This is a genomic window from Streptosporangium sp. NPDC049046 (assembly GCF_040649155.1).
In the GTDB taxonomy this organism is placed as follows: Bacteria; Actinomycetota; Actinomycetes; order Streptosporangiales; family Streptosporangiaceae; genus Streptosporangium.
The window spans coordinates 306,266-327,958 of record NZ_JBEZEZ010000007.1 but is presented as its reverse complement, the minus strand read 5'-3'; the positions used below and the strand labels follow the sequence as shown (position 1 = coordinate 327,958).

The 21,693-nt window shown below is 70.9% G+C and carries 18 protein-coding genes; 6 read left to right on the top strand and 12 right to left on the bottom strand.

Annotated features, from left to right (window positions below):
* Positions 1–47: 47 nt before the first annotated feature.
* Positions 48–1,010, bottom strand: coding sequence for an ATP-binding protein (locus tag AB0B96_RS12750; RefSeq protein WP_362898249.1), 963 nt, complete (start codon positions 1,008–1,010; stop codon positions 48–50).
* A gap of 880 nt (positions 1,011–1,890) precedes the next feature.
* Between AB0B96_RS12750 and AB0B96_RS12745 the strand changes: the two genes are divergently transcribed.
* Positions 1,891–3,201, top strand: coding sequence for a hypothetical protein (locus AB0B96_RS12745; RefSeq protein WP_362898247.1), 1,311 nt, complete (start codon positions 1,891–1,893; stop codon positions 3,199–3,201).
* A 66-nt stretch (positions 3,202–3,267) separates the two neighbouring features.
* On the opposite strand, the gene AB0B96_RS12740 is transcribed toward AB0B96_RS12745, so the two are convergent.
* Together AB0B96_RS12740 and AB0B96_RS12735 are read right to left on the bottom strand one after the other, a co-directional pair.
* Positions 3,268–3,828, bottom strand: coding sequence for a hypothetical protein (locus tag AB0B96_RS12740; RefSeq protein WP_362898245.1), 561 nt, complete (start codon positions 3,826–3,828; stop codon positions 3,268–3,270).
* A gap of 255 nt (positions 3,829–4,083) precedes the next feature.
* The gene (locus AB0B96_RS12735) at positions 4,084–5,478 is read right to left on the bottom strand and encodes an LCP family protein (RefSeq protein WP_350941746.1); all 1,395 of its coding nucleotides are present in this window, start codon (positions 5,476–5,478) and stop codon (positions 4,084–4,086) included.
* Between the two features lie 228 nt (positions 5,479–5,706).
* Here AB0B96_RS12735 and AB0B96_RS12730 point away from each other — a divergent pair, with 228 nt between their 5' ends.
* Positions 5,707–6,618, top strand: coding sequence for a hypothetical protein (locus AB0B96_RS12730; protein ID WP_362898243.1), 912 nt, complete (start codon positions 5,707–5,709; stop codon positions 6,616–6,618).
* Here the strand turns inward: AB0B96_RS12730 and AB0B96_RS12725 are convergent.
* From AB0B96_RS12725 to AB0B96_RS12705, 5 genes are read right to left on the bottom strand one after another with little or no spacing between them, the layout of a single operon-like run.
* Positions 6,576–7,586: an NAD(P)-dependent oxidoreductase gene (locus AB0B96_RS12725; RefSeq protein ID WP_362898241.1), complete on the bottom strand. Its 1,011-nt coding sequence runs from the start codon at positions 7,584–7,586 to the stop codon at positions 6,576–6,578. The two genes, AB0B96_RS12730 and AB0B96_RS12725, sit on opposite strands and share 43 nt — an antisense overlap.
* On the bottom strand, positions 7,579–9,192 hold the full coding sequence (locus AB0B96_RS12720) for a class I adenylate-forming enzyme family protein (RefSeq protein WP_362898239.1): 1,614 nt from the start codon (positions 9,190–9,192) through the stop codon (positions 7,579–7,581). The genes AB0B96_RS12725 and AB0B96_RS12720 overlap by 8 nt, the downstream gene beginning before the upstream one ends.
* Positions 9,189–10,319 (bottom strand): cytochrome P450, encoded by a 1,131-nt coding sequence (locus AB0B96_RS12715; protein ID WP_362898237.1) that lies wholly within the window; start codon positions 10,317–10,319, stop codon positions 9,189–9,191. Before AB0B96_RS12715 ends, AB0B96_RS12720 begins: the two co-directional genes overlap by 4 nt.
* Positions 10,316–11,047: a glycosyltransferase gene (locus AB0B96_RS12710; protein WP_362898235.1), complete on the bottom strand. Its 732-nt coding sequence runs from the start codon at positions 11,045–11,047 to the stop codon at positions 10,316–10,318. The genes AB0B96_RS12715 and AB0B96_RS12710 overlap by 4 nt, the downstream gene beginning before the upstream one ends.
* Positions 11,047–12,006, bottom strand: coding sequence for a ketoacyl-ACP synthase III (locus AB0B96_RS12705; RefSeq protein WP_362898233.1), 960 nt, complete (start codon positions 12,004–12,006; stop codon positions 11,047–11,049). The genes AB0B96_RS12710 and AB0B96_RS12705 overlap by 1 nt, the downstream gene beginning before the upstream one ends.
* 484 nt (positions 12,007–12,490) lie before the next feature.
* Between AB0B96_RS12705 and AB0B96_RS12700 the strand changes: the two genes are divergently transcribed.
* A complete protein-coding gene (locus tag AB0B96_RS12700; protein WP_362898231.1) occupies positions 12,491–13,846 on the top strand; it encodes an extracellular solute-binding protein in 1,356 nt (451 codons plus the stop codon).
* 211 nt (positions 13,847–14,057) lie between these two features.
* Here AB0B96_RS12700 and AB0B96_RS12695 read toward each other — a convergent pair whose 3' ends face one another.
* Together AB0B96_RS12695 and AB0B96_RS12690 are read right to left on the bottom strand one after the other, a co-directional pair.
* Positions 14,058–15,029, bottom strand: coding sequence for a helix-turn-helix domain-containing protein (locus tag AB0B96_RS12695; RefSeq protein WP_350941730.1), 972 nt, complete (start codon positions 15,027–15,029; stop codon positions 14,058–14,060).
* 196 nt (positions 15,030–15,225) lie between these two features.
* Positions 15,226–16,563: a HAMP domain-containing sensor histidine kinase gene (locus AB0B96_RS12690; RefSeq protein WP_362898228.1), complete on the bottom strand. Its 1,338-nt coding sequence runs from the start codon at positions 16,561–16,563 to the stop codon at positions 15,226–15,228.
* Positions 16,564–16,854: 291 nt separating this feature from the next.
* On the opposite strand from AB0B96_RS12690, the gene AB0B96_RS12685 reads away from it, so the two are divergent.
* On the top strand, positions 16,855–17,367 hold the full coding sequence (locus tag AB0B96_RS12685) for a GNAT family N-acetyltransferase (RefSeq protein ID WP_362898226.1): 513 nt from the start codon (positions 16,855–16,857) through the stop codon (positions 17,365–17,367).
* 181 nt (positions 17,368–17,548) lie between these two features.
* Here AB0B96_RS12685 and AB0B96_RS12680 read toward each other — a convergent pair whose 3' ends face one another.
* Positions 17,549–18,331, bottom strand: coding sequence for a glycoside hydrolase family 16 protein (locus AB0B96_RS12680; protein ID WP_350941726.1), 783 nt, complete (start codon positions 18,329–18,331; stop codon positions 17,549–17,551).
* 30 nt (positions 18,332–18,361) lie between these two features.
* Here AB0B96_RS12680 and AB0B96_RS12675 point away from each other — a divergent pair, with 30 nt between their 5' ends.
* Positions 18,362–18,682: a hypothetical protein gene (locus AB0B96_RS12675; RefSeq protein ID WP_362898224.1), complete on the top strand. Its 321-nt coding sequence runs from the start codon at positions 18,362–18,364 to the stop codon at positions 18,680–18,682.
* Positions 18,683–18,781: 99 nt separating this feature from the next.
* Complete coding sequence (locus AB0B96_RS12670) at positions 18,782–20,092, top strand: hypothetical protein (RefSeq protein WP_362898222.1); 1,311 nt, start codon at positions 18,782–18,784, stop codon at positions 20,090–20,092.
* Between the two features lie 571 nt (positions 20,093–20,663).
* Here AB0B96_RS12670 and AB0B96_RS12665 read toward each other — a convergent pair.
* Positions 20,664–21,665 carry a MinD/ParA family protein gene (locus tag AB0B96_RS12665; protein WP_350941723.1) on the bottom strand — a complete coding sequence of 334 codons (1,002 nt, stop codon included), beginning with the start codon at positions 21,663–21,665 and terminating at the stop codon, positions 20,664–20,666.
* Between the last annotated feature and the right edge of the window lie 28 nt (positions 21,666–21,693).

Below are 21,693 nucleotides of genomic sequence, written 5' to 3'. Positions count from 1 at the left end.
AGAAGGGGATTCATCAGACACTAGGTCGGGCCTACCGATCGCTCCACCTAGCGGGAGAGCGACACTCGTGTGGGCCCGAAGACGAAGCCGGGGTCGATCTGGGCCGCCAGATCCTCGCCCGTCGCCCTGTTCGCCCAGGCCGTCGCGTTGCGGAGGTGGAACTGCACCGCCTGGCGTCCGAAGCGGAACCAGTCTTTCTCCTGGCTGTCGAGACGGTCGAGAAGCGTGCCCAGGGCTTGGGAGTTGGCCGGTTCGAGGTCTTGGAGAGTGAAGGGGCGGCCCTGCTCCATCGCGCGGATCGCCGAGGAGTGCTCCAGGCAGACCAGCAGGTCGTCGCCGACCTGATCGCGGAGGAAGGCCACGTCCCCGGGGCCGTGGATCTTGTTGCCCACCACCGCGATCGGCACGCCGTAGTCGGCGGCGTAGTCGCGGTACTGCCGGTAGACGCTCACGCCCTGGCGGGTCGGCTCGGCCACCAGGAAGGTCATGTCGAAACGGGTGAAAAGCCCCGAGGCGAAGGAGTCGGCCCCGGCCGTCATGTCGACCACGACGTACTCGCCCGCACCGTCGAGCAGGTGGTTGAGGTAGAGCTCCACGGCGCCGACCTTGGAGTGGTAACACGCCACCCCCAGGTCGTCCTCGCTGAACGGCCCGGTGACCATCAGCCGGGGCCCCTCCGGCGTGACGACGGAGAATCCGGTGTGGATCGGGTCGTCCTCGTCGAGTCGGAGCAGCCGCGAGCCGGAGCCCGGCGGGGTGGTCTTGACCATCGCGGCGGCCGAGGAGATGCGGGGATTGTCGCCCCGCAGGTATTCCTTGATCTCGGTCAGGTGCGAGCCCATCGGCCTGGGCAGCGCACTCTCGGCCAGCCCCAGTGCCATGCCCAGGTGCTGGTTGATGTCGGCGTCGACGGCGACCACGGGACCGCTCCGGCTCGCCACGTATCTCGCGAACAGCGCCGACAGGGTCGTTTTGCCGCTGCCGCCCTTACCGACGAATGCCACCCTCACAACAACGATCCAATCTGATTATGAAAATCATTTCAAGACCTCGGAGGGCCCATCATGCCACGACGGGCGGGGGCGCGTGACGCGTATCGCGGGGAAGAGGGGAGGCGTGCTCGCCTGGTAAATGCCAATAAAGGTGATGTCTCATGACAAATATCGGCGAAAGGTGTGAGGGGAAACGTCTGCCATGTCATGACCGGTGCCAAAGATCCGCTGTTACCGCTTCGCGGTCTCCTGTACGGACTCGACAACCGGCTTGGGGATCGGCGGGGCGGATGTTTGCCATCGGCGCCGATGAGATCCGGCCAGTCCGGGTATCCCCTCCCGAGTTGGTTGATCTTGACCCCCCGGTGAGATCGTGGACAAGGATCAGCAAGGGGCTCTGGTGGCACGTACCGGTACCTGGTCGCGTCGCGTTTCCGAACGGCGGGTTCCTGAACGGCGGTTCTCCGAGCGGTGGTCTCCCCGCGGGAGGTCTTCCCCGCGGGGGATCGGTGGATTCGCCGCGTGGAGTGTCGCGCTCGCGGTGCTCGTGACGCCGTCGCTCACTCTCGCCGCCTCCCGGACCGGGGTGGCGGAGGTGTCCTCGCCGTCCGTCCGGGCGGAGGCCCCGGTTCCCCGGACGACGATGGACGGGAAGTCCTCGGCCGTGCGGGTCGTGGAGAAGAACGTGCGGGTCGCGAGGAAGAAGAGGGAACCCTCGTCCGTATCCGCGGGGAAGGAGAACGGGGTGTCTTCGCCCGCGTCCGTGACGGGAAGGCGGGCTCCCGTGTTCACGGGGAGGCGGGCTCCCGTGTTCGTGACCGGAAGGCGGGCTCCCGCGTCCGTGGCGGGGAGGCGAAGCGCGCGAGGGGCCTTTGGCGGCGAGAGTCGTACGGCGAGGGTGGGAAAGCCGGAGATCAAGATCACCAAGACGGCCTCGCCCGTCCTCGCGAAACCCGGCCAGAAGGTCACCTACACCGTCGAGGTGCGCAACACCGGTGACATCGCCTACCCGGGCCTCACCTTCACCGATGACCTGTCGGGGCTGCTCGACGACGCGAGCTTCGGCCACGACCAGTCGGCCACGTCGGGCACGGTCTCCTTCGCCGAACCCAGGGTGGCCTGGACCGGCGACGTGGCCGCCGGGCAGACGGTGACGGTCACCTACGGCGTCACGGTGAACGACCCCCCGGCGGGGGACCTACGTCTCTCCGGCGAACTGGTCGGGCCCGAGGGCTCCAACTGCGAGGCCGGGTCGGCCGATCGCGCCTGCGGAAACCTCGGCGGGATCGGCCTGCCGCTGCTGTACGTCCTCATGACCGCAGACAGCGAGACCGCCGACCCCGGCCAGACGGTCGCCTACACGATCACCGTCGGCAACGTCGGCAACGCCACCTATCCCGGTGCCACACTCACCGGGGAACTCTCCAGGGTCCTCGACGACGCGGTCTACAACGGCGACGCGCGGGCCACGAGCGGCACCCTCTCGTACGGCGCGCCGAAGCTGAACTGGGCCGGGGACATTCGGGTGGGCGAGACGGTCACGGTCACCTACAGCGTGACCGTCGGTACTTCCGCCACCGGGGACGGGGTGCTGGACAGCGCCGTCCAGGCCCTCGGGGGTGGGACGAACTGCCCGGACCCGGTGCCGTGGTCCGCGAGGCGTGCCGCGCCCGTCCCCGGTACGGGGCTCGGCTGCGCGCAGCGGGTCGCCGTACAGAGGACGACGGGCACCGGGACGCTCGGGCCCGAGGATCGCGAGGCGGACTCGGCGCCGGTTCCGGCTCCCGGCTCGGCACCCGCGCCCGAGTCGGACTCCGGGCCGGTGCCGCTTTCCGGGGCGGATTCCGCGCCGACGCGGGTACCCGGGTCGGACTCCGCGTCGGTGCCGGTTCCCGAGTCGGACTCCGGGCCGGCGTCGGTTCCCGAGTCGGATTCCGTTCCCGGTTCTGTGTCCGCGCCGGTTCCGGTTCCCGGCCGGGATCGGAAACCGGCGCCCGCGCGGGTGCCGGAGCCGGTCTCCGACCCGTCGTGCGTGCCGGGCCGGGGGCGATCCTTCTCGGTCCCCTGTCTCCCCCGTGGGCCTCGCGAGGTGTCGGCCGGCCCCTCGTTGCCGTTCACTGGTCCGCCGCTCGGGCCGGCCCTGGTGGGACTCCTGCTCTCCGGCCTCGGGCTGGCCCTGCGGCTGCGTACCCGGCCAGGGAGAACCTAGCCGGGTACGGGCCGTGGTCGGCGTAGAGGCCGGCGCGGACCTTGGCCGGGCGCTCGTCGCGCCGGATCAGATCGGTCGGCCCCGGCGACCGCGGCGGAACAGGAGCGCGGCGGTCGCCAGCCCGGCGGCGACGGCGGCGGCCAGCGAGACGGGCAGGACCCAGGCGGCCGTCTCCTTCGGTGGGGCCACGGTGTTGATGTCCGTGGCACAGGCGAGTACGGGGCCGGTGGCGCTCCTGCGAGCGCAGGCCGTCGTCGCCAGGTTCTGCACCGCCGCGCCGGCCACCGCGCCCACCCGGGCGCTCACGTGGACGATCGTGTCCTTCTCCGGCGGGACGTTCACCGTCCACGCCACCTTGCCCTGCTCCACATGCCCTCCGGCGTCGGCCTTCACGAAGGTCATCGACGGTGGCAGGGACTGCACCAGGAGGACGCGCTTCAACCGGTCGCCTCCCTGGTTGCTGAGACGGAGTGTGTAGGTGTTCTCCGCGCCGGGCGTGGTCTCCCTCGCTCCGTCGTCGAGGGAGATGGAGACCGAGGGGACCGGATCGGCCCAGGCGAGTGGCCATCCGACAGCGGGTGCGGCGATCGCGGCGAGCAGGCTCACGCTCGCCAGGTGGTGTTTCATCCTCTAACCTCCGTTGTCACACTAAGTAATCACTCCATAACAGCATTCCGGACCTCGTGGGCGCTCTCAACGCGCCGGACACGGCGCTGGGCCGTCATCCGTGAGGCCGTCGGCGTATCAGTTCGTTGGCCCTCGGTCCGCCGGCCCTCAGTCCGCGATCCGCTGGTTAGCCGGTTCTTTGGTTCGTCGCCCTGCCGGTCCTGTGCTCCACCGGAGCGTTCGGGCCCAACGAGTTCTCCGGTCTCGGCCGGTTCGTCAGTGGCAGGCGGAATCGAGGACGACGGCCTTTGTCTCGGCTGTCTCCGCGTATTCGCCCGCCTTCCCCTGGTCTCCGGCCTGTGCGGCGGATACGGAGCGGGGCGGAGCGGGCGGCGCCGCCAGGGTGGCGGTGACCTCGCGCCTGATCAGGTGGTAGTCGGGCGCACCCGAGTAGATGAGCGGGGGGACGAACTGGAGACTCCTGATCCTGGAGTTCTTCACCTTCTCCGACAGTTCGACCAGGTCAGGCAGCAACTGCCGAGGTATGTCGGTGGAGATGGTGTCGACGGCGGCGGCGGCCAGTTTCTCGAAGCTCCTGAAGACCGTCACCGGGTCGGCCTGTTTGGCGACGGCGTTCAGCAGGCACTTCTGGCGGCCCATCCGCACGTAGTCGTCACTGTAGGTGCGGGATCTGCCGTACCAGAGCGCCTCCTCGCCCGAGAGTTTCCGTTTTCCCGCCTCGATCAGGCCCTCGTTCTGCCTGCCGTACACGATGGGATCCTTGATGCGGACCCGTACACCGCCCATCGCGTTGACGATTTCCACGAAGCCCCTCATGTCGACCATCGCGTAGTAGGGAATGTCGAGGCCGAGGATGCCGCCGATCGTTCTTTTCAGAAGCGTCGGGCCGCGGTGCCGCTTGCTCTGCCGGGGAACCATCTCGGGATAGTCCTCGGCGTACTGGTAGATCTCGTTGAGCATGCCCGGTGTGTACGGTGGCTCGCCCTGGAAACCGTAGGGAAAGCGCTCGCGGGCCGGGCCCGGCGGCATCGGGACGTTCTCCAGGTTCCTGGGCAGGCCGAACAGCACCGTGTCTCCGGTCCTTGGGTCGATGCTGGCCACGGTCATGCTGTCGGTGCGCACGCCGATCCGGTTGGCCGCCGCGTCCGCGCCGACAAGCAGGATGTTGAGCCGGTCCACGTCCTTCCACGGGTCCACCGGGATCGGTGCGACGCTTTCCGCGAACACCGAGGTCACGACGCCGTGCGAGATGTAGGCCAGTTTGGCCGTGTAGATCATCGGAGCGACCACCAGCGCGCATATCACCCCGACGGCCGCGGCGGAGAGGTAGCGGGCCGCAGGCGACACCGTCTTCGGCCGCACCAGCAGGTGGGAGCGGATGGTCACGGCGACCGTCACGCCGGCGACCAGCATCGCGGTGAGGGCGAAGACCCAGAGCCAGGAGGGTTGTACGGCGAGGGAGAGCAGGGAGGGACCGGCGGTCAGCACGGCGGTCGCGAGGGCCGCGGCGAGGATCAACTCGATGCCCATCAGGATGGCACCGGTCAGGCGGCGGCCCACCCAGACGTGGGCCAGACCCCACAGAACGGCTGAGCCCAGTGTCAGTGCCAGGCTCGATCCGACGCCTGTTCGCCCCGTATTGCCTGCCATAGCCGTGACATCTCCCGTCCGTCAGACCAATACGTCGCAGGTTAGTAACGGTTTTCGGGTGAATCGGCTATGTGGTTGTTCGACGCGCTGAGGGCGGCGGGTCAAGGTTTGTAAACCAGATTTCGCCGTCGGGATGACATTGATCTCCAAGTTCACGTCAAAAATAGGTCGTAACCGGTTTTGCCTGGCAAACGCGGGGATTTCCCGGTAATGCGGTTAGGGAAGTCCGTGCGTACGGTGATCGGCTCGATTTTGATCGTGCTCGGATGCCTCCTCGCCCCCTTCGCCCTCACCGCCTACTGGGCGGCGAACGAGATCGCCGACCCCGACCGCTACATCGAGAACGTGGCCCCGCTGGCCGCTCACCCGGACGTCAGGAACGCCGTCACGGATCGTGTCACCGACGAGGTCGTCGTGCGGCTGCGCGCGCTGGGCGTCTCGGTCGGCGGGGAGGTCGTCCGCGAGACGGTGAAGTCCGGCGTCGACAACGACTTCGCCGTCGCCTGGGTGGAGATCAACCGGCAGACACACCGCAGGCTCCTCGCGATCCTGGGCCACACCCCGAATCCCGGCATGGCGGACGACGGCGTCGGCTACGACCTCGCCCCGGTGTACGAACTGGTCAAGCGGAGGTTGGAGGTCGTCGGCGTGAGAGAGGCGTCCCGCCTGCCCAGTACGCACCCGGTCACCCTGCTGCTGCCCACCTCCGCCGTTTTCGTGATCGACAATTCCTACGACAGGCTGATCTCGCTGAGGTGGGTCCTGCTGGGGCTGTCACCGGCACTGATCGTCACGGGGGTGCTCCTGCCCCGCGACCGGTGCGCCGCTCTGATCGGCGCCGGGCTCGGCCTGGCCACGAGCATGCTCGCGCTGGCCGTCGTCCTGTCCGTGATCCGCAACGTCTACCTGCCCGCCTCCGCCACCGGTGGCATGTCGTACTCCGCCGTGGCCGCGATATTCGACGCGCTGACCGCCTTCCTGAGGGACGGCCTGCGCGTGCTCTTCACGCTGGGCCTGCTCGTGGCGGCGACCGCCTTCGTCGTCAAGGGAAAGCGCGTCCGTTCCAGGTTCGCGGCCGCGGTGCTTGAGGACCGTCGTCACCAGCCTGCGGACCCCTCGAAGGACGTCTCCGAGGGGTGATAGCCGAGCCGGGTGCGCGCGGCGGTGATGTCGAAGGTCCGTTCGACGGCCAGGTGGCCCGCGGCGTAGCGCGTGAGCCGGGGCGGGCGCGGGCGCCGGAGCAGCCGTGACACGGTCTCGGCGACGGCGGCGAGGGGATCCACCAGCGCGAGCGGCAAATAGTGCGGTTCGGCGTCGATGCCGCGCTCCGCGAGGATCGCGCGCAGGGCGTCGTCGAGCACGACGGGCTCGGCGTCGGTCACGTTGAAGACGCCGTGATCGACCGGGCCTTCCGCGGCGAGCAGGCAGGCCTGGACCAGGTTGTCCACCGAGGTCAGGCTGATCCGCTGGCGCCCGTCGCCCACCGCGAGCAGCCTGCGGCCGCTGACCGCGCGGAGGACCCGGGGAAGCAGCGTGGTGTCCCCCCTGCCGTAGATCGCGTGCGGTCGCAGGATGACCGCCCGTTCCAGGCATCTCTCCGCGGCGGCCTTCGAGGCGCCGTACGCGTTGGCGTACCGCCCGACCGGGGCGGTGTCCTCGACGGCCATCACGGTCGGCCGGAACGGGTCGTAGACGCTCGCCGTGCTGAGGTGCACGAACCTGGCGCCCGGGAAGGCCGCGGCGGCGTTGCGGGTGCCGTCCACGTTGGCGGCCCAGATGTCGCGTGGCGATCCCCAGTCCGTGACGCTCCCGGCGCAGTGGATCACCACGTCCACCTCGATCGGGGGTGTCGCGGGCCGGGGGGTGCGGAGGTCCCACGACGTGTACGGAGCGCCGCCGAGGTGCCCGGTGTCCACAGCGGGTCGCCTGCCGAAGGCCCGCACCGTCCAGCCTCGCGCCACGGCCGCCCGGCAGACCGCGCCGCCCACGAATCCGGAGGCGCCCGTCACCGCGACCCTCGGCCGCCCGCCCGGCCCGACGGGTCGCTCGGCCGCGGCGAGGTGCTCAGGTACGGCGGGTCGCTCAGGCAGGGTGGGGTGCTCAGGCACGGCGGGCGACCAGGTCCCGCAGGGCGGCCCGGTCGAGCTTGTCGGCCCGTCCCGAGCGGGGGAAGGCGTCGAGCGGCTCGATACGGTCGGGCAGGGCCGCGGCGTCCACGATCTCGGGAAGCGCCCTGCGCAGCAGACCCTCGTCGTAGCCCTCCGAGGGAACGACGGCCAGCACGACCTCCTCGTCCCCGGTCTCGGGGTCGGAGAGTCCGACGATCGCGGCCTCGGCGACCCCGGGCAGCGCCGCGATGCCGGACTCGTACAGGCCCGGGTAGATGTTGACCCCGTCGCGGAGGATCATGTCCTTCTTCCGGCCGAGCAGCACCAGCCGGTCCCCTTCGAGCCTGACGAGGTCGCCGGTCGCGACCTCCCGCAGCGGCTCCTCGCCGAGATAGCGCCGCGCGAGGTGCGGGCCGGAGACGAACAACTCGCCGTCCTCGGCGACCCGGACCCCGACGCCGGGCAGGGGCTCCCCGAGCAGATCCCCCTCGGCCTGGGCCAGTTTCTCGTGGGCGGACGCGATCGCGATGGGGAGCGCCTCGGTCATCGCGTAGACCGAGAGGACCTCGGGCCCGGCCTCGATCGCGCGGCGGAGCACGCCCGGCGGGGCGGGAGCGGCGCCGAGCAGGAGGTAGCGGAGGGTCCCGGGGAGCCTGGGGGTCTCGCGCAGCAGCCGATCCAGGTGCACCGGTACGGCGAAGGTGTGGGTGGCCCGCCGCGCGGCCAGTTCCGCGGCGAGGTCACCACCCCCGGGCAGGGACCAGGTCGCCCCGGCCAGCAGCGCGGGGAGCCCGAGCATCAGCTGGTCGGTGTGCACGACGTCACCGGGACCGAGCGGGAACGCGCTCCTGAACATCTCCAGTCCGGCCGCGAGCGACCCCCGGGTGTGCACCACCCCTCGCGGACGCGCGGTGGTCCCCGAGGTGAAGATCACCGCCGCCGGTTGGTCAGGATCCGTCCCGTACCCCTCCAGGCCGGGAACGGCGGACGATCGTCGCAGGACGCGGGAGAGCCGCAGCGCTCCGCGGGGCACTCCCGGCAGCCACGGGCCCGTGTACAGGTGACGGACGGGGTGGCCGGGAAGCGGGTCCGCGAGGTCGGGCAGCAGCAGCCCTCGGCGGCGGGCGAGGCGCCTGAGCGGGCCGCTCAGGGTGTAGAGGAGGGACTCGCTGATCACCCAGGCGGGCCGGGTCGCGGCCATGCGGGCCGCGAGCACGTCGGGGGCCAGGCCGGGGTCGGCGAGGACGAGCGTCCCGCCCGCCGCCACCGCCCCCAGCGCCAGCGCCACCGCGTCTACCCCCGGCCGCACCGCGAACAGCACCCCGTCCCCCGGCCGCATCCCGTCTTCGGGCTGGGCCGGGGTTTCCGCTCGTGCCTGGTCTTCCGGCTGTGTCCCGTTCTCCGCCCGCGCTCGCTCGCCCGGCCGTTCCCGGTCTTCCGGCCGCGTGTCGTTCCCCGGCCGGCCTCCGCCCATCGCGTCGCGGACCGCCGACACCCGACGGGCCAGCTCGCCGTAGGTGATCTCACGGCCCCGCCCGTCGACGATCGCGGTACGCCCCGGCTCCCGCCCGGCGATTGTCATGATCCCGCTGACGATGTCGTTCACAAGGCTCCCGCCCGGCCGATCCACAGATGCTCGTACGTGGGAATGAGGACCCGCCTGGCCGCCCGTCGCCGCACGACGCGCACCCGGTGGGAGAGCAGGACGGAGGCCACCGCCCGGATCTCCGCGAGGGCGAGCGGGTAGCCGATGCAGAAGTGCGGGCCCGCGCCGAACCAGAGCCTGCGCAGCTCGGGCGGGTGGGCGCGGGAGGGGTCGAACGGGCCGTACGCCCTGGCGCAGTTGTGGGTGACGATCAGGATCCGGTCGCCGGGGCGTACCGCCGTGCCGCCGACGTGCGCGGCGGCGGCCACCGAGCGCAGCATCAGCGGGGTCGGCGTGGTGACCCGCATCGCCTCCTCGATCACCCTGTCCAGGTCGCCGACCTGGGTGCCGTGGTCGTGCAGGAGGGCGACGAGCCGGGGGACGAACGTGGCGACGGTCTCGGTACCGGTCAGGAAGAACGCCCCCGCCGCGCCCCGCGCCTCGGCCACGGACAGCCCCTGCGCCCGCATCCGGCCCATCACCGTGGACTCGTCCCCGGCCTCGTAGGCGGCCTGCGCGATGTCCCCGATCCGGTCCAGCACCCGCCTGGCGACGGCCACCTGCCGGTCGGACAGCCGCCGCGAGCGCAGCGAGACCATCGAGACGACCCGCTCCCCGTCCGCGAAAAGTTCCCTCGCCCGCGCCTCGGAGACCTCGCCCAGCCCGATCACCCGGCAGATCACCGCCCCGGCCATCAGCCGCATGGCGTCCACCAGGTCGACCGTCTCGCCCTTTCCCAAGCGGGCGGAGAGGTCGTCGAGCGGCCCGCGGAGCACGTCTTCCACCAGCGAGGACACGTACCCGGCGGTGAACAGCGGCATCAGTTTCCTGCGGAGCGCGAGATGGCCGGGGCCCTCCATGTTGAGCAGCACGGAGGGACCGAGCACGGGCGTCCACAGGTCGCCGGGCGAACCCGGCCCGTCCTTGCGGAACCGCTCGTCCATCAGCACGGCCCGCGCGACGGCGGCGTCGTTGACCACCACTCCCAGCCCGGGGACGCGCACCACGGGCCCGAGCCGGGCCAGCAGCCGCATGAGCGGGTAGGCGAAGGGGTGGGCGGCCAGGTGGAGGCGGGTCTCGTGGTTCACCGGACGTCGATCACTTCCGGCCGGTAGTGATGGTCGGCGTACCAGGCGAGGGTGCCCGCGAGGCCGTACGCCCGCAGCCTGCGTACGGAGCCGAAGACCACCACGTCACGGCGCGAGGCGTACGCGGGGGTGAGCGCGCGCACCCGGTTGACCAGGGCGCGGTCCTCGTGGACCTCCTCGATCGCGGTCCTGGGGAAGCCGCCCGCGCGCTCGTAGAGGTCCGCGGTGATGGCGAGGGTGGCGCCGGGCATCATCACGTACGGGCCCAGGTAGCGCGGGTCCCTGTTGCCGGGCCGGAAGCGTCCGAAGGTCGCCGCCACCTCCACCACGAACGGGATGAGGTGGCGCTCCCAGAACTTCAGCCGGAACTCGTCGGTCCTGGGTCTCAGCTGCCCGCCGACCATCTCCAGCCCGTCGCCGAAGGCCCGCCGGATGTTGCGCACCCAGTCGGGGCGGGGCAGGCAGTCCGCGTCGGTCCTGGCCAGGTGGGTCGCCCCGTGCGCGATGGCGTGGCGCATGCCGGTGTCGGAGGCGGCACCGGTACCCTTCCGAGTCTCGACGACCACCTGGACACCGTGCCGCCGTACGACCTCGGCGGTGCCGTCGGTGCTCGCGTTGTCCACCACGAGCAGCGTGAAGTCCCGGTCGTCCTGCTCGGCCAGGGCCCGCAGTGTCGCCTCGATGCCGGGGGCCTCGTTGTAGGCGGGAACGATCACCCAGAGGTCCATCACATCTCCGCCAGCATCACACCGGTACTGATCCCGCCGCCCAGCCCGAGCAGCGCCACCCGGTCGCCGGGTCGCCAGTCGCCCAGGGTGAGCTGGAGCGGAAGCGTCGTCGAGGCGCAGTTGCCGTGCTCGGGTAGGCTGACCACGAGCCTGTCCTCGGGGATGTCGAGCACCTCGGCCAGGAAGCGCAGGTAGGGCAGCGCCACCTGGTGTACCGCGACGACGGCGAAGTCGTCCCAGGTCAGGCCGGTGCGCTTGAGGGCGTTGAGGAAGATGTCCGGGCCGATCGCCTCGAAGGCGTCCTTCAGCCTGCGCCCGTCGCCACGGAAGTAGGAGTACTCGAGGTCGCGGGGGTGCGCGGAACCGCCTCCGGGCAGGGTGCCGATCGCCCAGGCCGTGGAGTCGGCCGCGAAGTCGCGGTAGAAAATGCCACGTTCCAAATCGGCGGCGACCGTGACCGCGGCCCCGGTGTCCGACAGCGTGTAGCCCGCGAAGGAGTCGACGAACTGTGCGCGGTCCCTGACCCGCCACCGGATCGCCCGCGACGGGATCTCGCCCGAGCAGACCAGCACCTTGCGGTGCGCCCCGGTCAGGATGAGCGCCTCGGCGATCTGGATCCCGTTGAGCATGCTGTTGCAGGCGTTCTTGACGTCGAACACCGGGCACGAGAGTCCCAGTTTGGCCGCCACGATGTGCGCGGTGGCGGGCTCGATCATGTCCTGCGAGGCCGACGCGAAGACGAGCAGGTCGACGTCGGAGTGGTCGAGTTCGCGGGCCGCCTCCACGGCCAGGTCCGACGCCTGCTGGTCGTCCCTGGCCACGTGGCGGCGCCGGATTCCCGTCAGCCGTTCGACGACGCCCCTGTGGGGCGTGTAACCCTCGATCCGCCGTTCGACGTCCGCGCTGGACACGGTCCGCTCCGGCAGATACGTCGCGACGCCCGTGATCCGGGCTTTCATTGATCTCCCTTTATCCCTGAACAGTGTCGAGCCGAACAGCGTCGAGCCGAACAGCGTGAAGTCTCGACACGCTCGCGCAATGTATCTAAAACGCGGTGTTTTGTCCTGGTCATCCGAGAAAGACGGGCAAACATGGACGAGAAATCACATACCTGTACAAGTCTGTCGTGAAGCGGATATCGTGCCGTCCTTCCGTGCCGCCTTCCCGTGTCGCCCGTTCGCGCCGACATGAGTTTCATGATCGCCAAAGGGGCGGTGGATCTTTTCCCCGAGGTCAAGGCCGAGGGCGGGGACAGGCGAACACCGCCGGGCCGCCGAGCATCACCTCGGATCGGGAGCCGTGGCTCCGCCGGGTAGTTTGACGACCCCCTGTCGCGGCAGAGGACCCCATAAGATCTTTTTTCGTGATCGACCGGAATGACCGTGATCGACCTCGCCGGGCTGAACACCGTCACCCGCACCGTGATTCTGCTGGAGGTATGCCATGCGTGGTACAGCTCGTGCGTTCGCCCTGACCACCGCCGCCCTCGCCCTCGGACTGACCGGCTGCAGCGCGGGCGGGCCGGCCGACGGCCGGCCGGTGCAGCAGGCCGTCCCCAAGGCCGGTGAGGAGACCAAGAAGCCCGAGAAGCCGGCGGGACCCGTCACGCTGAAGTACTGGACCTTCACCCCGCCCGAGGCCGCGCTGAAGAAGGCGGTCGCCGCGTTCGAAAAGGCGAACCCCGGCATCAAGGTCGAGCTGCGCACCTTCGCCGAGGCCGACTACCGCAAGCGGCTCCCCAAGGCGCTCGCCGACGAGAAACTCGACGTCGTCGGCCTCCCGATCCCGACGATGACCCGCTCGGTCGCGAACCGGCTCCGCCCGGTCGACGACTGGAAGGACAAGGTCTCCGGCGGCTGGGTCGACGAGCTTGAGAAGAACGCGGTGAAGCAGACGGAGAAGGCAGCCAAGGGCGGCACGCTCTACTCCGTCCCGATGGGGTCCAACGGCGGCGCGGTCATGTACTACAACGCCGGCCTCCTGTCCGAGCTCGGACTCTCCTTCCCGAAGACGGCCGCCGATCTGGAGAGCGTCGTGAGGCGGGTCAAGAAGGAGATCCCCGACCTCCGGCCGGTCGTCTTCTCCGGCGAGCCGCGCCGGCAGGAGGAACTGCTGTTCACCATCGCGAGCCAGAGCCACCCCACCCTCTCCGACGAACTGCTGGCCGGCGGCAGGCCGTGGAACGGCCCCGAGGTGGTCTCGGCCCTGACCGCCTACAGGTCGCTGTTCGACAGGGGCGTACTGGCGAAGTCGGGACTCGCGCTCAAGGGCGACCGCCCGGCCGAGCTTTTCCGCTCGGGCAAGGCCCTGTTCCTGGTGGACGGCTCGGGCCGGAGCCCGATGCTGTCCGCGTCCTACCGCAAGTCCGCGAAGATCTCCGTCAAGGAGATCGGCGCCGGGCCTTTCCCGACCGTCCTGCAGGGCTCCAAGCCCGCCGTCCGCAGTACGGCCGAGGTGGGGCTCGCCATCCCCAAGAGCTCCAAGCACGTGGCCGAGGCGGCCACGCTGATCGAGTTCCTGACGGTGGGCGAGGGAGTCTCCGACTGGGCCGGAGACCTGGCGCTCGTCCCCGCGCGCGAGGACTTCCGGATCGACTCCTCCGTCTTCGCCGACTCGGAGGGCAAGGAGGGCTACGCCGCGATCCAGGAGCTCGTCAAGGACGGCGGCTCCCTGAACGTCCCCGACGAGTCCTTCCTGGAGCGGGTGGAGGGTGACGTCATCCTCGACGTCGCCCATGGCCGGATCACCCCGAAGAAGGCGGCCGACCGCCTGCAGGAGGAGTGGTCGCGCGGCGAGTGAGGGTCTTCCCCGGTTTCTCCGCCGTCCTGCGGATGAGCGCCTCCTTCGGCTTCTCGTCGGCAGGACGGTGATCCTCTCGATGCTTTTCCGCCGTCCGGGCCTCGACGATGGCTTCCCGTCCGGTCGGGCCCCGACGGTGGTTTCCCGCTGTCCGGGCCCCAACGGTGGTTCCCCGTCCGGTCGCTGAGCGCTCCCGGGGGTCCCTGCGAGGTCAGGCGTTCACGTTCACCGGCCGGAAGGTGCGGCGGTAGGCCATCGGCGAGACGCCGATGGCCGCCTGCAGGTGCTGGCGGAGCGAGGCGGCGGTGCCGAACCCCGACCGCAGGGCGACGCCGTCCACCGGCAGGTCGCTGGTCTCCAGGAGCCGCCGGGCCAGTTCGACCCGCTGCAGGATGAGCCACTGGCCGGGGCTGAGCCCCATCTCGTCGCGGAAGCGCCGGGTGAAGGTACGGCGGCTCATCCGGGCGTGGGCGGCCAGTTCACCGAGGGAGAGCGGCTCGTGCAGCCGCTCCAGCGCCCAGGCCCTGGTCGGGGCGGTCGTCGCCGCGGTCGGGGCGGGAATCGGGCGCTCGATGAACTGTGCCTGACCGCCGTCGCGCCACGGCGGGACGACGCACCGCCTGGCCACGCGGTTCGCCACCTCGGTGCCGTGGTCGCGCCGGACGATGTGCAGGCAGAGGTCGATCCCCGCGGCGACCCCTGCCGAGGTGAGCACGTCCCCGTCGTCCACGAACAGCACATCCGGGTTGACCTTGACCTTGGGAAACAGCTTCTGGAAGTGGTCGGTGTGGCTCCAGTGGGTGGTCGCGGGGCGGCCGTCGAGCAGTCCGGCCGCCGCGAGCACGTAGGCGGCGGTGCAGATCGAGACCAGGCGGGTGCCCGGCCGGATGCGCGCGATCGCGTCGGCCACGGGGGCGGGGAGTCGTCCCTCGGCGGAGATCGCTCCGAGGGCGCGGGTGGCCGGGATCACCACGGTGTCCGCGTCCGCCAGGACTTCGGCTCCGTGGTCCACCGCGATCGCGAAGTCGGCGTCGGCGCGTACGGGGGTGCCGTCGACGGTGCAGGTGAGCACCTCGTAGAGCGGTTCGCCGTCCGCGCCCCTGGCGATGCCGAAGATTCGCGGCGGGATGCCCAGCTCGAAGGGGATCACACCGTCCATGGCGAGCATGACGATCCTGTGCATGACCCGATTCTTACATGGGTGAGGTACGGGCCATCCCCGCCGAGGGCCGCCGCTTCCTCTGCCGAAGGCCGCCTCTCGCGAAGCCCGTTTCCTTCGCCGAGGGTGGCACCGCCTGCCAAGCCCGTTCCCTTCATCGAGGGACGCCGTTTCCGCCGCGGGGTGTTAGGTGAAGCCCCGTCCCCGCCGCGAGGTGGGCTCAGGAGTCGGCCGCGGTCGACAGCGGCAGACGGAGGACGAGGCGGGCGCCGCGACCGGTGGGGGTGTCGGCGGCGTAGAGCCTGCCGCGGTGTGCCACGGCGATGTCCCTGGCGATCGGCAGGCCCAGGCCGGTTCCTCCGGCGTCGCGGCTACGCGCCGAGTCCAGGCGGGTGAACCGCTGGAAGACCCGCTCCCGCTCTTTCTCGGGGATGCCGAGCCCGTCGTCGATGACCTCCACCACGGCCTCGCCCGACCGGCTCCCGACCCGGACCTGCACCTCCTTCGCCGCGTGCCGGTCGGCGTTGGCCAGCAGGTTGGTGAGCAGCCGTCCCAGCTGGACCCTGCTGCCTCGCACCGTGACGCCGGGTTCGAGCCTCAGCAGTACCTCGTGCCGGATCGGCCGGCGCTCCACCTCCGAGGTGACCAGGTCGGCGAGGTCGATCACCTCCGGTGCGCCTCGTACGCCGGAGTCCAGGCAGGCGAGCAGCAGCAGGTCCTCGATGACGGCCTGGAGGCGGTCCGCGTCGGCCAGCACCGAGCGCATCGTGGTGAGCGGGTCCTCCGCCTCGGGGTCGGAGATCGCCAGTTCGAGCTTGGTACGCAGCCCGGTCAGGGGGGTGCGCAGCTCGTGGGAGGCGTCGGAGGCGAAGCGGCGCTGGTTCTCCACGGCCCGCTCCAGTCTTTCGAGGGTCGCGTTGATGGTCCGTGTGAGCTGCGCCATCTCGTTTCCCGAGGTGGGGACGGGCATCCGGCGGCTGAGGTCGGAGGCGGTGATCTCGGTCATCTCGGCGCGGATCCGTTCCACCGGGGCGAGCGTACGGCCGGCGAGCTGCCAGGCGCCCCAGCCGAGCAGGGTGAGAAGCCCCAAGGAGAAGAGCGCCAGCGTGACCACCAGGAAGCTGGAGCGGAGCAACGGGGGTTCCGGTGTCATCGCGTAGACCATCACGTCGCCGTAGGCGGAACGTTCGACCCGCAGTCCCACGACGCCGTAACACGCCCGTTCTCCCGTCGGTGGCAGGGCCGCGCACACCGTCTCGTCCACTCGTGTCTCGCCGGGCGGCGGGCGCGTCCGGGTCAGAGGCGGTTGTCCCTTCATGGCAGGGCTGGCGGCGACCACCCGGCCGTCGTTCGCGACGACCTGGATGCGGTTGACGCGGTTGAGCGGGAAGATGACGCTGTCCGCGGGGCCTTTCTCGACGGCCAGGGCCGCGTTGGCGGCCGCGCCGGCCGCCAGGTCGGAGAGGTCTGCCGAGAGTTTGGCCCTCACGACCTGCCAGGTGGCGAACATGCCCATGCCCAGCACCAGGGCGAACGCGATGATCGCTATAAGGGTCACCTGCCCTCGGATTGACCGCGGACGTCGAATTATGGCTACCCCCCGAAAAAGTGGCTCCTCCTATTTAATGTCAGCCTTTTAAGGCATTTATAGGTGATTAACGTTAATCAGCTAGTAAAGCGCGACCAAGCTCTCGTTGTTGTTCGGCGGGAAAGGGTAACGGTTCCCACCTGCGGTGCGACCGGGAGGAGCGTCGGCCAAGCGGTGCCGGATGCGGGGTAAAGGCGCCAGATGTAGGGATTCGGCTGGCATGTCATCGTGTGTGGGTGTGTGTCCTGTTAAGATCCGCCGATGGTTATCCGTGACGGTCACCTTGGCGACGTACCGGCCGTTCTGGCGATGTTCGACGGCGCGGTGGCGTGGTTGACCTCCCTGGGCCGCACCGGCCAGTGGGGCAGCGAGCCGTTCTCCGCCGACGCGGCCCGTGTCGAGCGGATCACCTCGTGGGCGACATCCGGCGGGATGCGCGTCGCCGAGCTCGACGGCCGGCCCGCGGGCTGCCTGGTCGTGGGGTCCGCCATGCCCTACGTCGCCCCCGCTCCCGAGCCGGAGCTCTACATCCAGGGGCTGGTCGTCGACCCGAGGTTCCACGGCCGGGGAGTCGGGGCCGCCCTGCTGGAGCGCGCCCGCGCGGAGGCCGCGGGGCTGGGGATCGCGCTGGTGCGGGTCGACTGCTACGCCGGTGACGACGGCCGGCTGGTGGCGTACTACGAGAGCCAGGGCTTCACCAGGACGGAGAGCTTCAAGGTCGGCGACTGGCCCGGCCAGGTCCTGGAGTCGAGGCTCTCCGTGGTCACGGGCTGAACGGCGGGCGGAGGGGCCACCACCTCGAAGAGGTTCGACGCTCACCGAACGTCCCGCGCCGAGAGGGCCGTGCCGGATGAGCGGCCCGGATGAGCGGGCCGGATAAGTGAGAAGGCCGCGGACGCGAGAAGGGTGCGGGACCCGTCACGGGTCCCGCACCCTCCTGTCGTGCGGAGCGGGGTCAGCCCGCGGTTCCCGCCGAGGCCGGGTAGATGCGGAGCCAGTCCACTTCCATCCACGCCTCACCGGAGCTGCCCTGGCCGGGGAACCAGTCCAGCTGCAGGCAGACCGACATCGAACTACGGGTGGCGTTGCCGGAGCGGAACCACTCCTGCCCGTCGATGTAGCCGACGACGCTGCTGGGGGTGACCTCCACGGCGTAGGTGTGCCAGGCGGTCATGTCGATGTTGGCGTGGGCCTGCTCCTGCCCCTGAGGGGTGTGCAGGAAGAAGTTCGGCCGCTGCCGCTCGGGATCGTTGATGACCTCCAGGAAGTCGATCTCCTCACCGGTGGAACTCCGCACGTTGCCGCCGCCGTCCTTCGGCCACAGCAGGGCGACGGGGTGGTACGACCCGGCTCCCGGGTACAGGCGGACACGGGTCTCCCAGCGCCCGTACGCCTGGGCGTGACGGGCGGCCAGGCCGGCGGTGGTCCCGTCCTCGCGGCCGTACAGGTAGAGCGCCCCGTTTCCGAGGTAGAGCTGCTGGGGGGATCGGCGGCCGTTGCCGGCGTGCCCGGCCGAGTCGTAGAACACCCAGTCGGACTCGTCGAGGTAGTCGTCGAACTCCGCGCACCAGGACGGTGCGCCCCAGTTGAGGGCTTGCGCGGCGCTGGCCTCGCCGGTGGCGGCGGGGGCGCAGGGGGCCGCGGAGACCACCTCTCCCTGGGCCGCGCTGAGGGTGCTCACCGTCAGCGCGGCCACCATGCTGAGTACGGCCACCCGCACGTGGGATCTGGTGATCATGATTACTCCTCCCAGGATCTTGCGCAGAGTGTGGAGGGACTGAAGCTCCAGCAGCCGGTGCTCGTCGGGCTCGGGCTGGGGATCGCCCACACGGCCGGGCCCGACGGCTGGGTGGGTGAGGCGGGCGGCGCGAACACCCAGCGCGGCGCGCCCGCCGGCTCGTGGTTCGCGATCAGCCGGACGCCGGGGGACACCGCGGTACGGCCACGCCAGGGCGCGAGGCTCCAGCACGAGGCGAGGTCCTCCGGCTTACAGAAGTCGGAGGTGGAGCGCTTGAGCGGGGGCAGAGGCAGGACGGTACGGATCGAGGGCGCCGGGGACGGGGCCGCCATCGGGGATCGGGTGCTCTGAACCGGCTCGAGCAGGAGGGAGGGGTCGCGGGCGTCGGTCCGCGCGGGCACGGGCCGGGGCGCGTGGGTCGTCCAGCGCGGCGGGCCGGGGCGCGACGAGGTGGCGGTGGGAGCCGGGGTGACGGGCGGGGTCGGGCTCGCCGAGGGCTTCGGAGTCTCCTTGGGCGAAGTGGTGGGCTTCCGAGTGGGCTTGGGGGTGCCGCTCGGCGCGGATTTGGTCGCCGTCGCCGTCGCGGTGGGTTTCGCCGTCGCCGTCGCCGTCGCGGTCGCCGTCGCGGTGGGTGTGGGGGACGGCGCGGGCTGGGTGGTCGTACCGGAGGGGGACGGTGTCGTCGCCGACGGCGGTGTCCCGGTCGACGTGGGTGAGGAGGTGGTGCTGGGCGACGGCGCCGGGGTGGCGGGGGCGGAGGTCGCCGTGGACGTCGCCGACGGTGCCGGGGTGGCGGTCGGCTTCGGCGGCGCCGAGGTGGGCTTCTTGTCCTCGGGGGACGGGTCGGTGGTGGGCCTGGTGTTCTCGGGCGGCGCCGAGGGGACCTTCCTGGCCCTCACGGGGGCGTCGTTGGGCTCGGTGTTCCTCCTGGTCGTCGGCTTGGTCGTCGGCTCGGACCTCTTCGGCGAGCTCTCGGTGGACCTGGTGCTCACGGGCGGGTCCTCGGCGGGACGCGACCTGCTGGACGGCGAGCTCGTCGGCGCCGCGTTCCTGGACCGGGTGGCCTCCCGCGTCGTCGTCCCGTCGGGGGACGTGGAACGCCGCTCGACGGGAGCGTCCTCCTCCACGCGCGGTGCGGTGTTCCTCTCGCCGGAACGGTTACGGGACGTGGGAGGAGGGCTGTCGGTCTCGGTGAACGTCTCGGGGGACGAGGTCTCCTCCGAGGGGGCGCGACGCGTCCGCGTCTCGGCGGGCGGGCTCTCGTCCCTGGAGCGGGAGTCGCTGTCCGAGGGCGGGTTCCTGTCGGATGTCGAACGGGAGTCGTCCGAGGGGGGAGTCCTGTCCTGCTGGGAGGAGTCCTCGACCTCGGAGGGGGGTTCCTGGCGTGCGGGGGGAGAACCGGCGAACTCCTGCGACGGTGAGCCGGAGCTCAGGCCGGGATCGGCCATGGCGGCCCACGGCTGGGCGATGACCGCGCTCGTCGTCGCGGATACCGCGGCCAGCAGAAGGCCGGAGAGTAAGGTGACACGCCGGGATGAGCTGCGTGGGGGCATTGATCGCTCTTCCTCGATCTATGGGGTGGGCTCTGGGCCGGAGATGGGTTTCCAGCCCGCGGCGGTGAATTCCGGGGTGCCCGGGAGGGCGACCGGCGGCACGGAGGTGGCGAGGGGGTCGGGGACGTTGACCCAGTCCCCCTGGTTCGCACCGCGCATGCCGGGCTGCCAGACCATGAGCAGGCTCATGGCGTATGGGCTCGAATAGGTCGGATCGGTGTCGCCGACGCCCTTGGTCGCGGTCACCTGGACCAGGACCGAGACCTGCACCTGATCCTGGGCGCGGGGTTTCCACTGGACGCCGATCGTCCGTGTCCTCATGGCGGCGCCCTCGGGAAGTGCCCCGTCCTTGGGCAGGCCGAGGATCTCCCTCCAGCCCGCGACGGCCTCGCGGGCACCGGCCCGCGCCGCGTCGTGCTCCTCGGGCCGCGCGTAGAGCACCGCGGCCTGCTCGGCCTGTTCGACGTCCAGGGTCCACGCCGCCTCCAACGCCGCGGCGGCGGCGGAGGCCGCGCCCAGCTCGGTGCGGGGGAACCCGACGGGGTAACCGGCCGCACCCTCGTAGGCGGAGGGTGGGGCGAGGAGAACGGTATCCCCGAGGGCCTTCGGCGCGGAGGCGTTCACGGGGGTGGCGGAGTCGGGTCGGAGGAGCTGCCATGCGCCGGCCGCCAGCAGGATCGTCCCCACGATCGAGACGACCACGATGAGCATCCGCCGCCGGGCGCTTGGCGGCGGGCCCAGATCCCAGTCCAGCGTGGGATCGTCGGCGACCGGTCGCACTAGTGACTCCGGTCGGGGCGCTGCCCGAAGCTCTGCCCGGCCGCGGCGGCCAGGCGGAGGTACGCGCCCCGGGTCGTGGGTCGGAGGCGGACCAGGTCGACCTCCGCGCCCTCCTTGAGGTGCGGGTCGTAGGGGATGCGGATCACCGAGCGGCAGCGCGAGGAGAAGTGACGCTCCAGCAGGTCCAGGTCCACGTCGGACTTGGGCTCCACGGCGTTCAGCACGACGATGGCGTTCCTGACGAGGTCGGCGTGGCCGTGGGCGGTCAGCCAGTCCAGCGTCGCGGCGGCCGAACTCGCCCCGTCCACCGCGACCAGGCTGACCAGCACGATCTGGTCGGCCAGTTCCAGCGTCGCGCCCATCGCCCCGTGCAGCAGGCCGGTCCCGCAGTCGGTGATGCAGATGGAGTAGTAGCGCTCGATGAGCCCGGCGACCGTGCGGTAGTCCTCGGCGTTGAACGCCTCGCTCACCGCCGGGTCGGTGTCGGAGGCGAGGACCTCGAGCCGGGCGGGTGACTGGGAGGTGAAGGCGCGCGCGTCGGCGTAGCGCAGGATGTGCGGGGCCTCGGCCAGCATCGTGCGGATGGTCGCGGCCGTCTCGGACTTGACCTTGAGACCGAGGGTCCCGCGGTCGGGGTTGGCGTCGATCGCGATCACCCGGTCACCGCGCAGCGAGGCCAGCGTGTTGCCGAGGGCGACGGTCGTCGTGGTCTTGCCGACCCCGCCCTTGAGGCTCATGACCGCGATCCGGTGGTGCCCGCTCGCGACGGGGGTCTGGGCATGCGCGATCAGCGTGCGCCGTTCCACCTCCGCCGCCGACTCCGCGGGGATGATGCGCTTGCCGGAGAGCTGCCAGACGAGGCGGCGCCACCCCCCGGCGGGTTCCGGGCGGCGGTTGGTGAGCAGGTGCTCCGCGGTGAGCGGGACCGTTTCGTGGAACTGGTCGGGCGGGAGCGGCGGATTGGGGGGTGATGCATGGATATGTGGAGAGGTATCCGTCATTTCCCTGGTCCTTTCTTGAAAAGTGATC

Coding starts and splice junctions, on each gene's coding strand:
- AB0B96_RS12680 (WP_350941726.1), bottom strand. CDS start 18,331: ATGATCACCAGATCCCACGTGCGGGTGGCCGTACTCAGCATGGTGGCC.
- AB0B96_RS12735 (WP_350941746.1), bottom strand. CDS start 5,478: ATGGCAGGCAATACGGGGCGAACAGGCGTCGGATCGAGCCTGGCACTG.
- AB0B96_RS12685 (WP_362898226.1), top strand. CDS start 16,855: ATGGTTATCCGTGACGGTCACCTTGGCGACGTACCGGCCGTTCTGGCG.
- AB0B96_RS12700 (WP_362898231.1), top strand. CDS start 12,491: ATGCGTGGTACAGCTCGTGCGTTCGCCCTGACCACCGCCGCCCTCGCC.
- AB0B96_RS12710 (WP_362898235.1), bottom strand. CDS start 11,047: ATGGACCTCTGGGTGATCGTTCCCGCCTACAACGAGGCCCCCGGCATC.
- AB0B96_RS12695 (WP_350941730.1), bottom strand. CDS start 15,029: ATGCACAGGATCGTCATGCTCGCCATGGACGGTGTGATCCCCTTCGAG.
- AB0B96_RS12705 (WP_362898233.1), bottom strand. CDS start 12,006: ATGAAAGCCCGGATCACGGGCGTCGCGACGTATCTGCCGGAGCGGACC.
- AB0B96_RS12740 (WP_362898245.1), bottom strand. CDS start 3,828: ATGAAACACCACCTGGCGAGCGTGAGCCTGCTCGCCGCGATCGCCGCA.
- AB0B96_RS12665 (WP_350941723.1), bottom strand. CDS start 21,665: ATGACGGATACCTCTCCACATATCCATGCATCACCCCCCAATCCGCCG.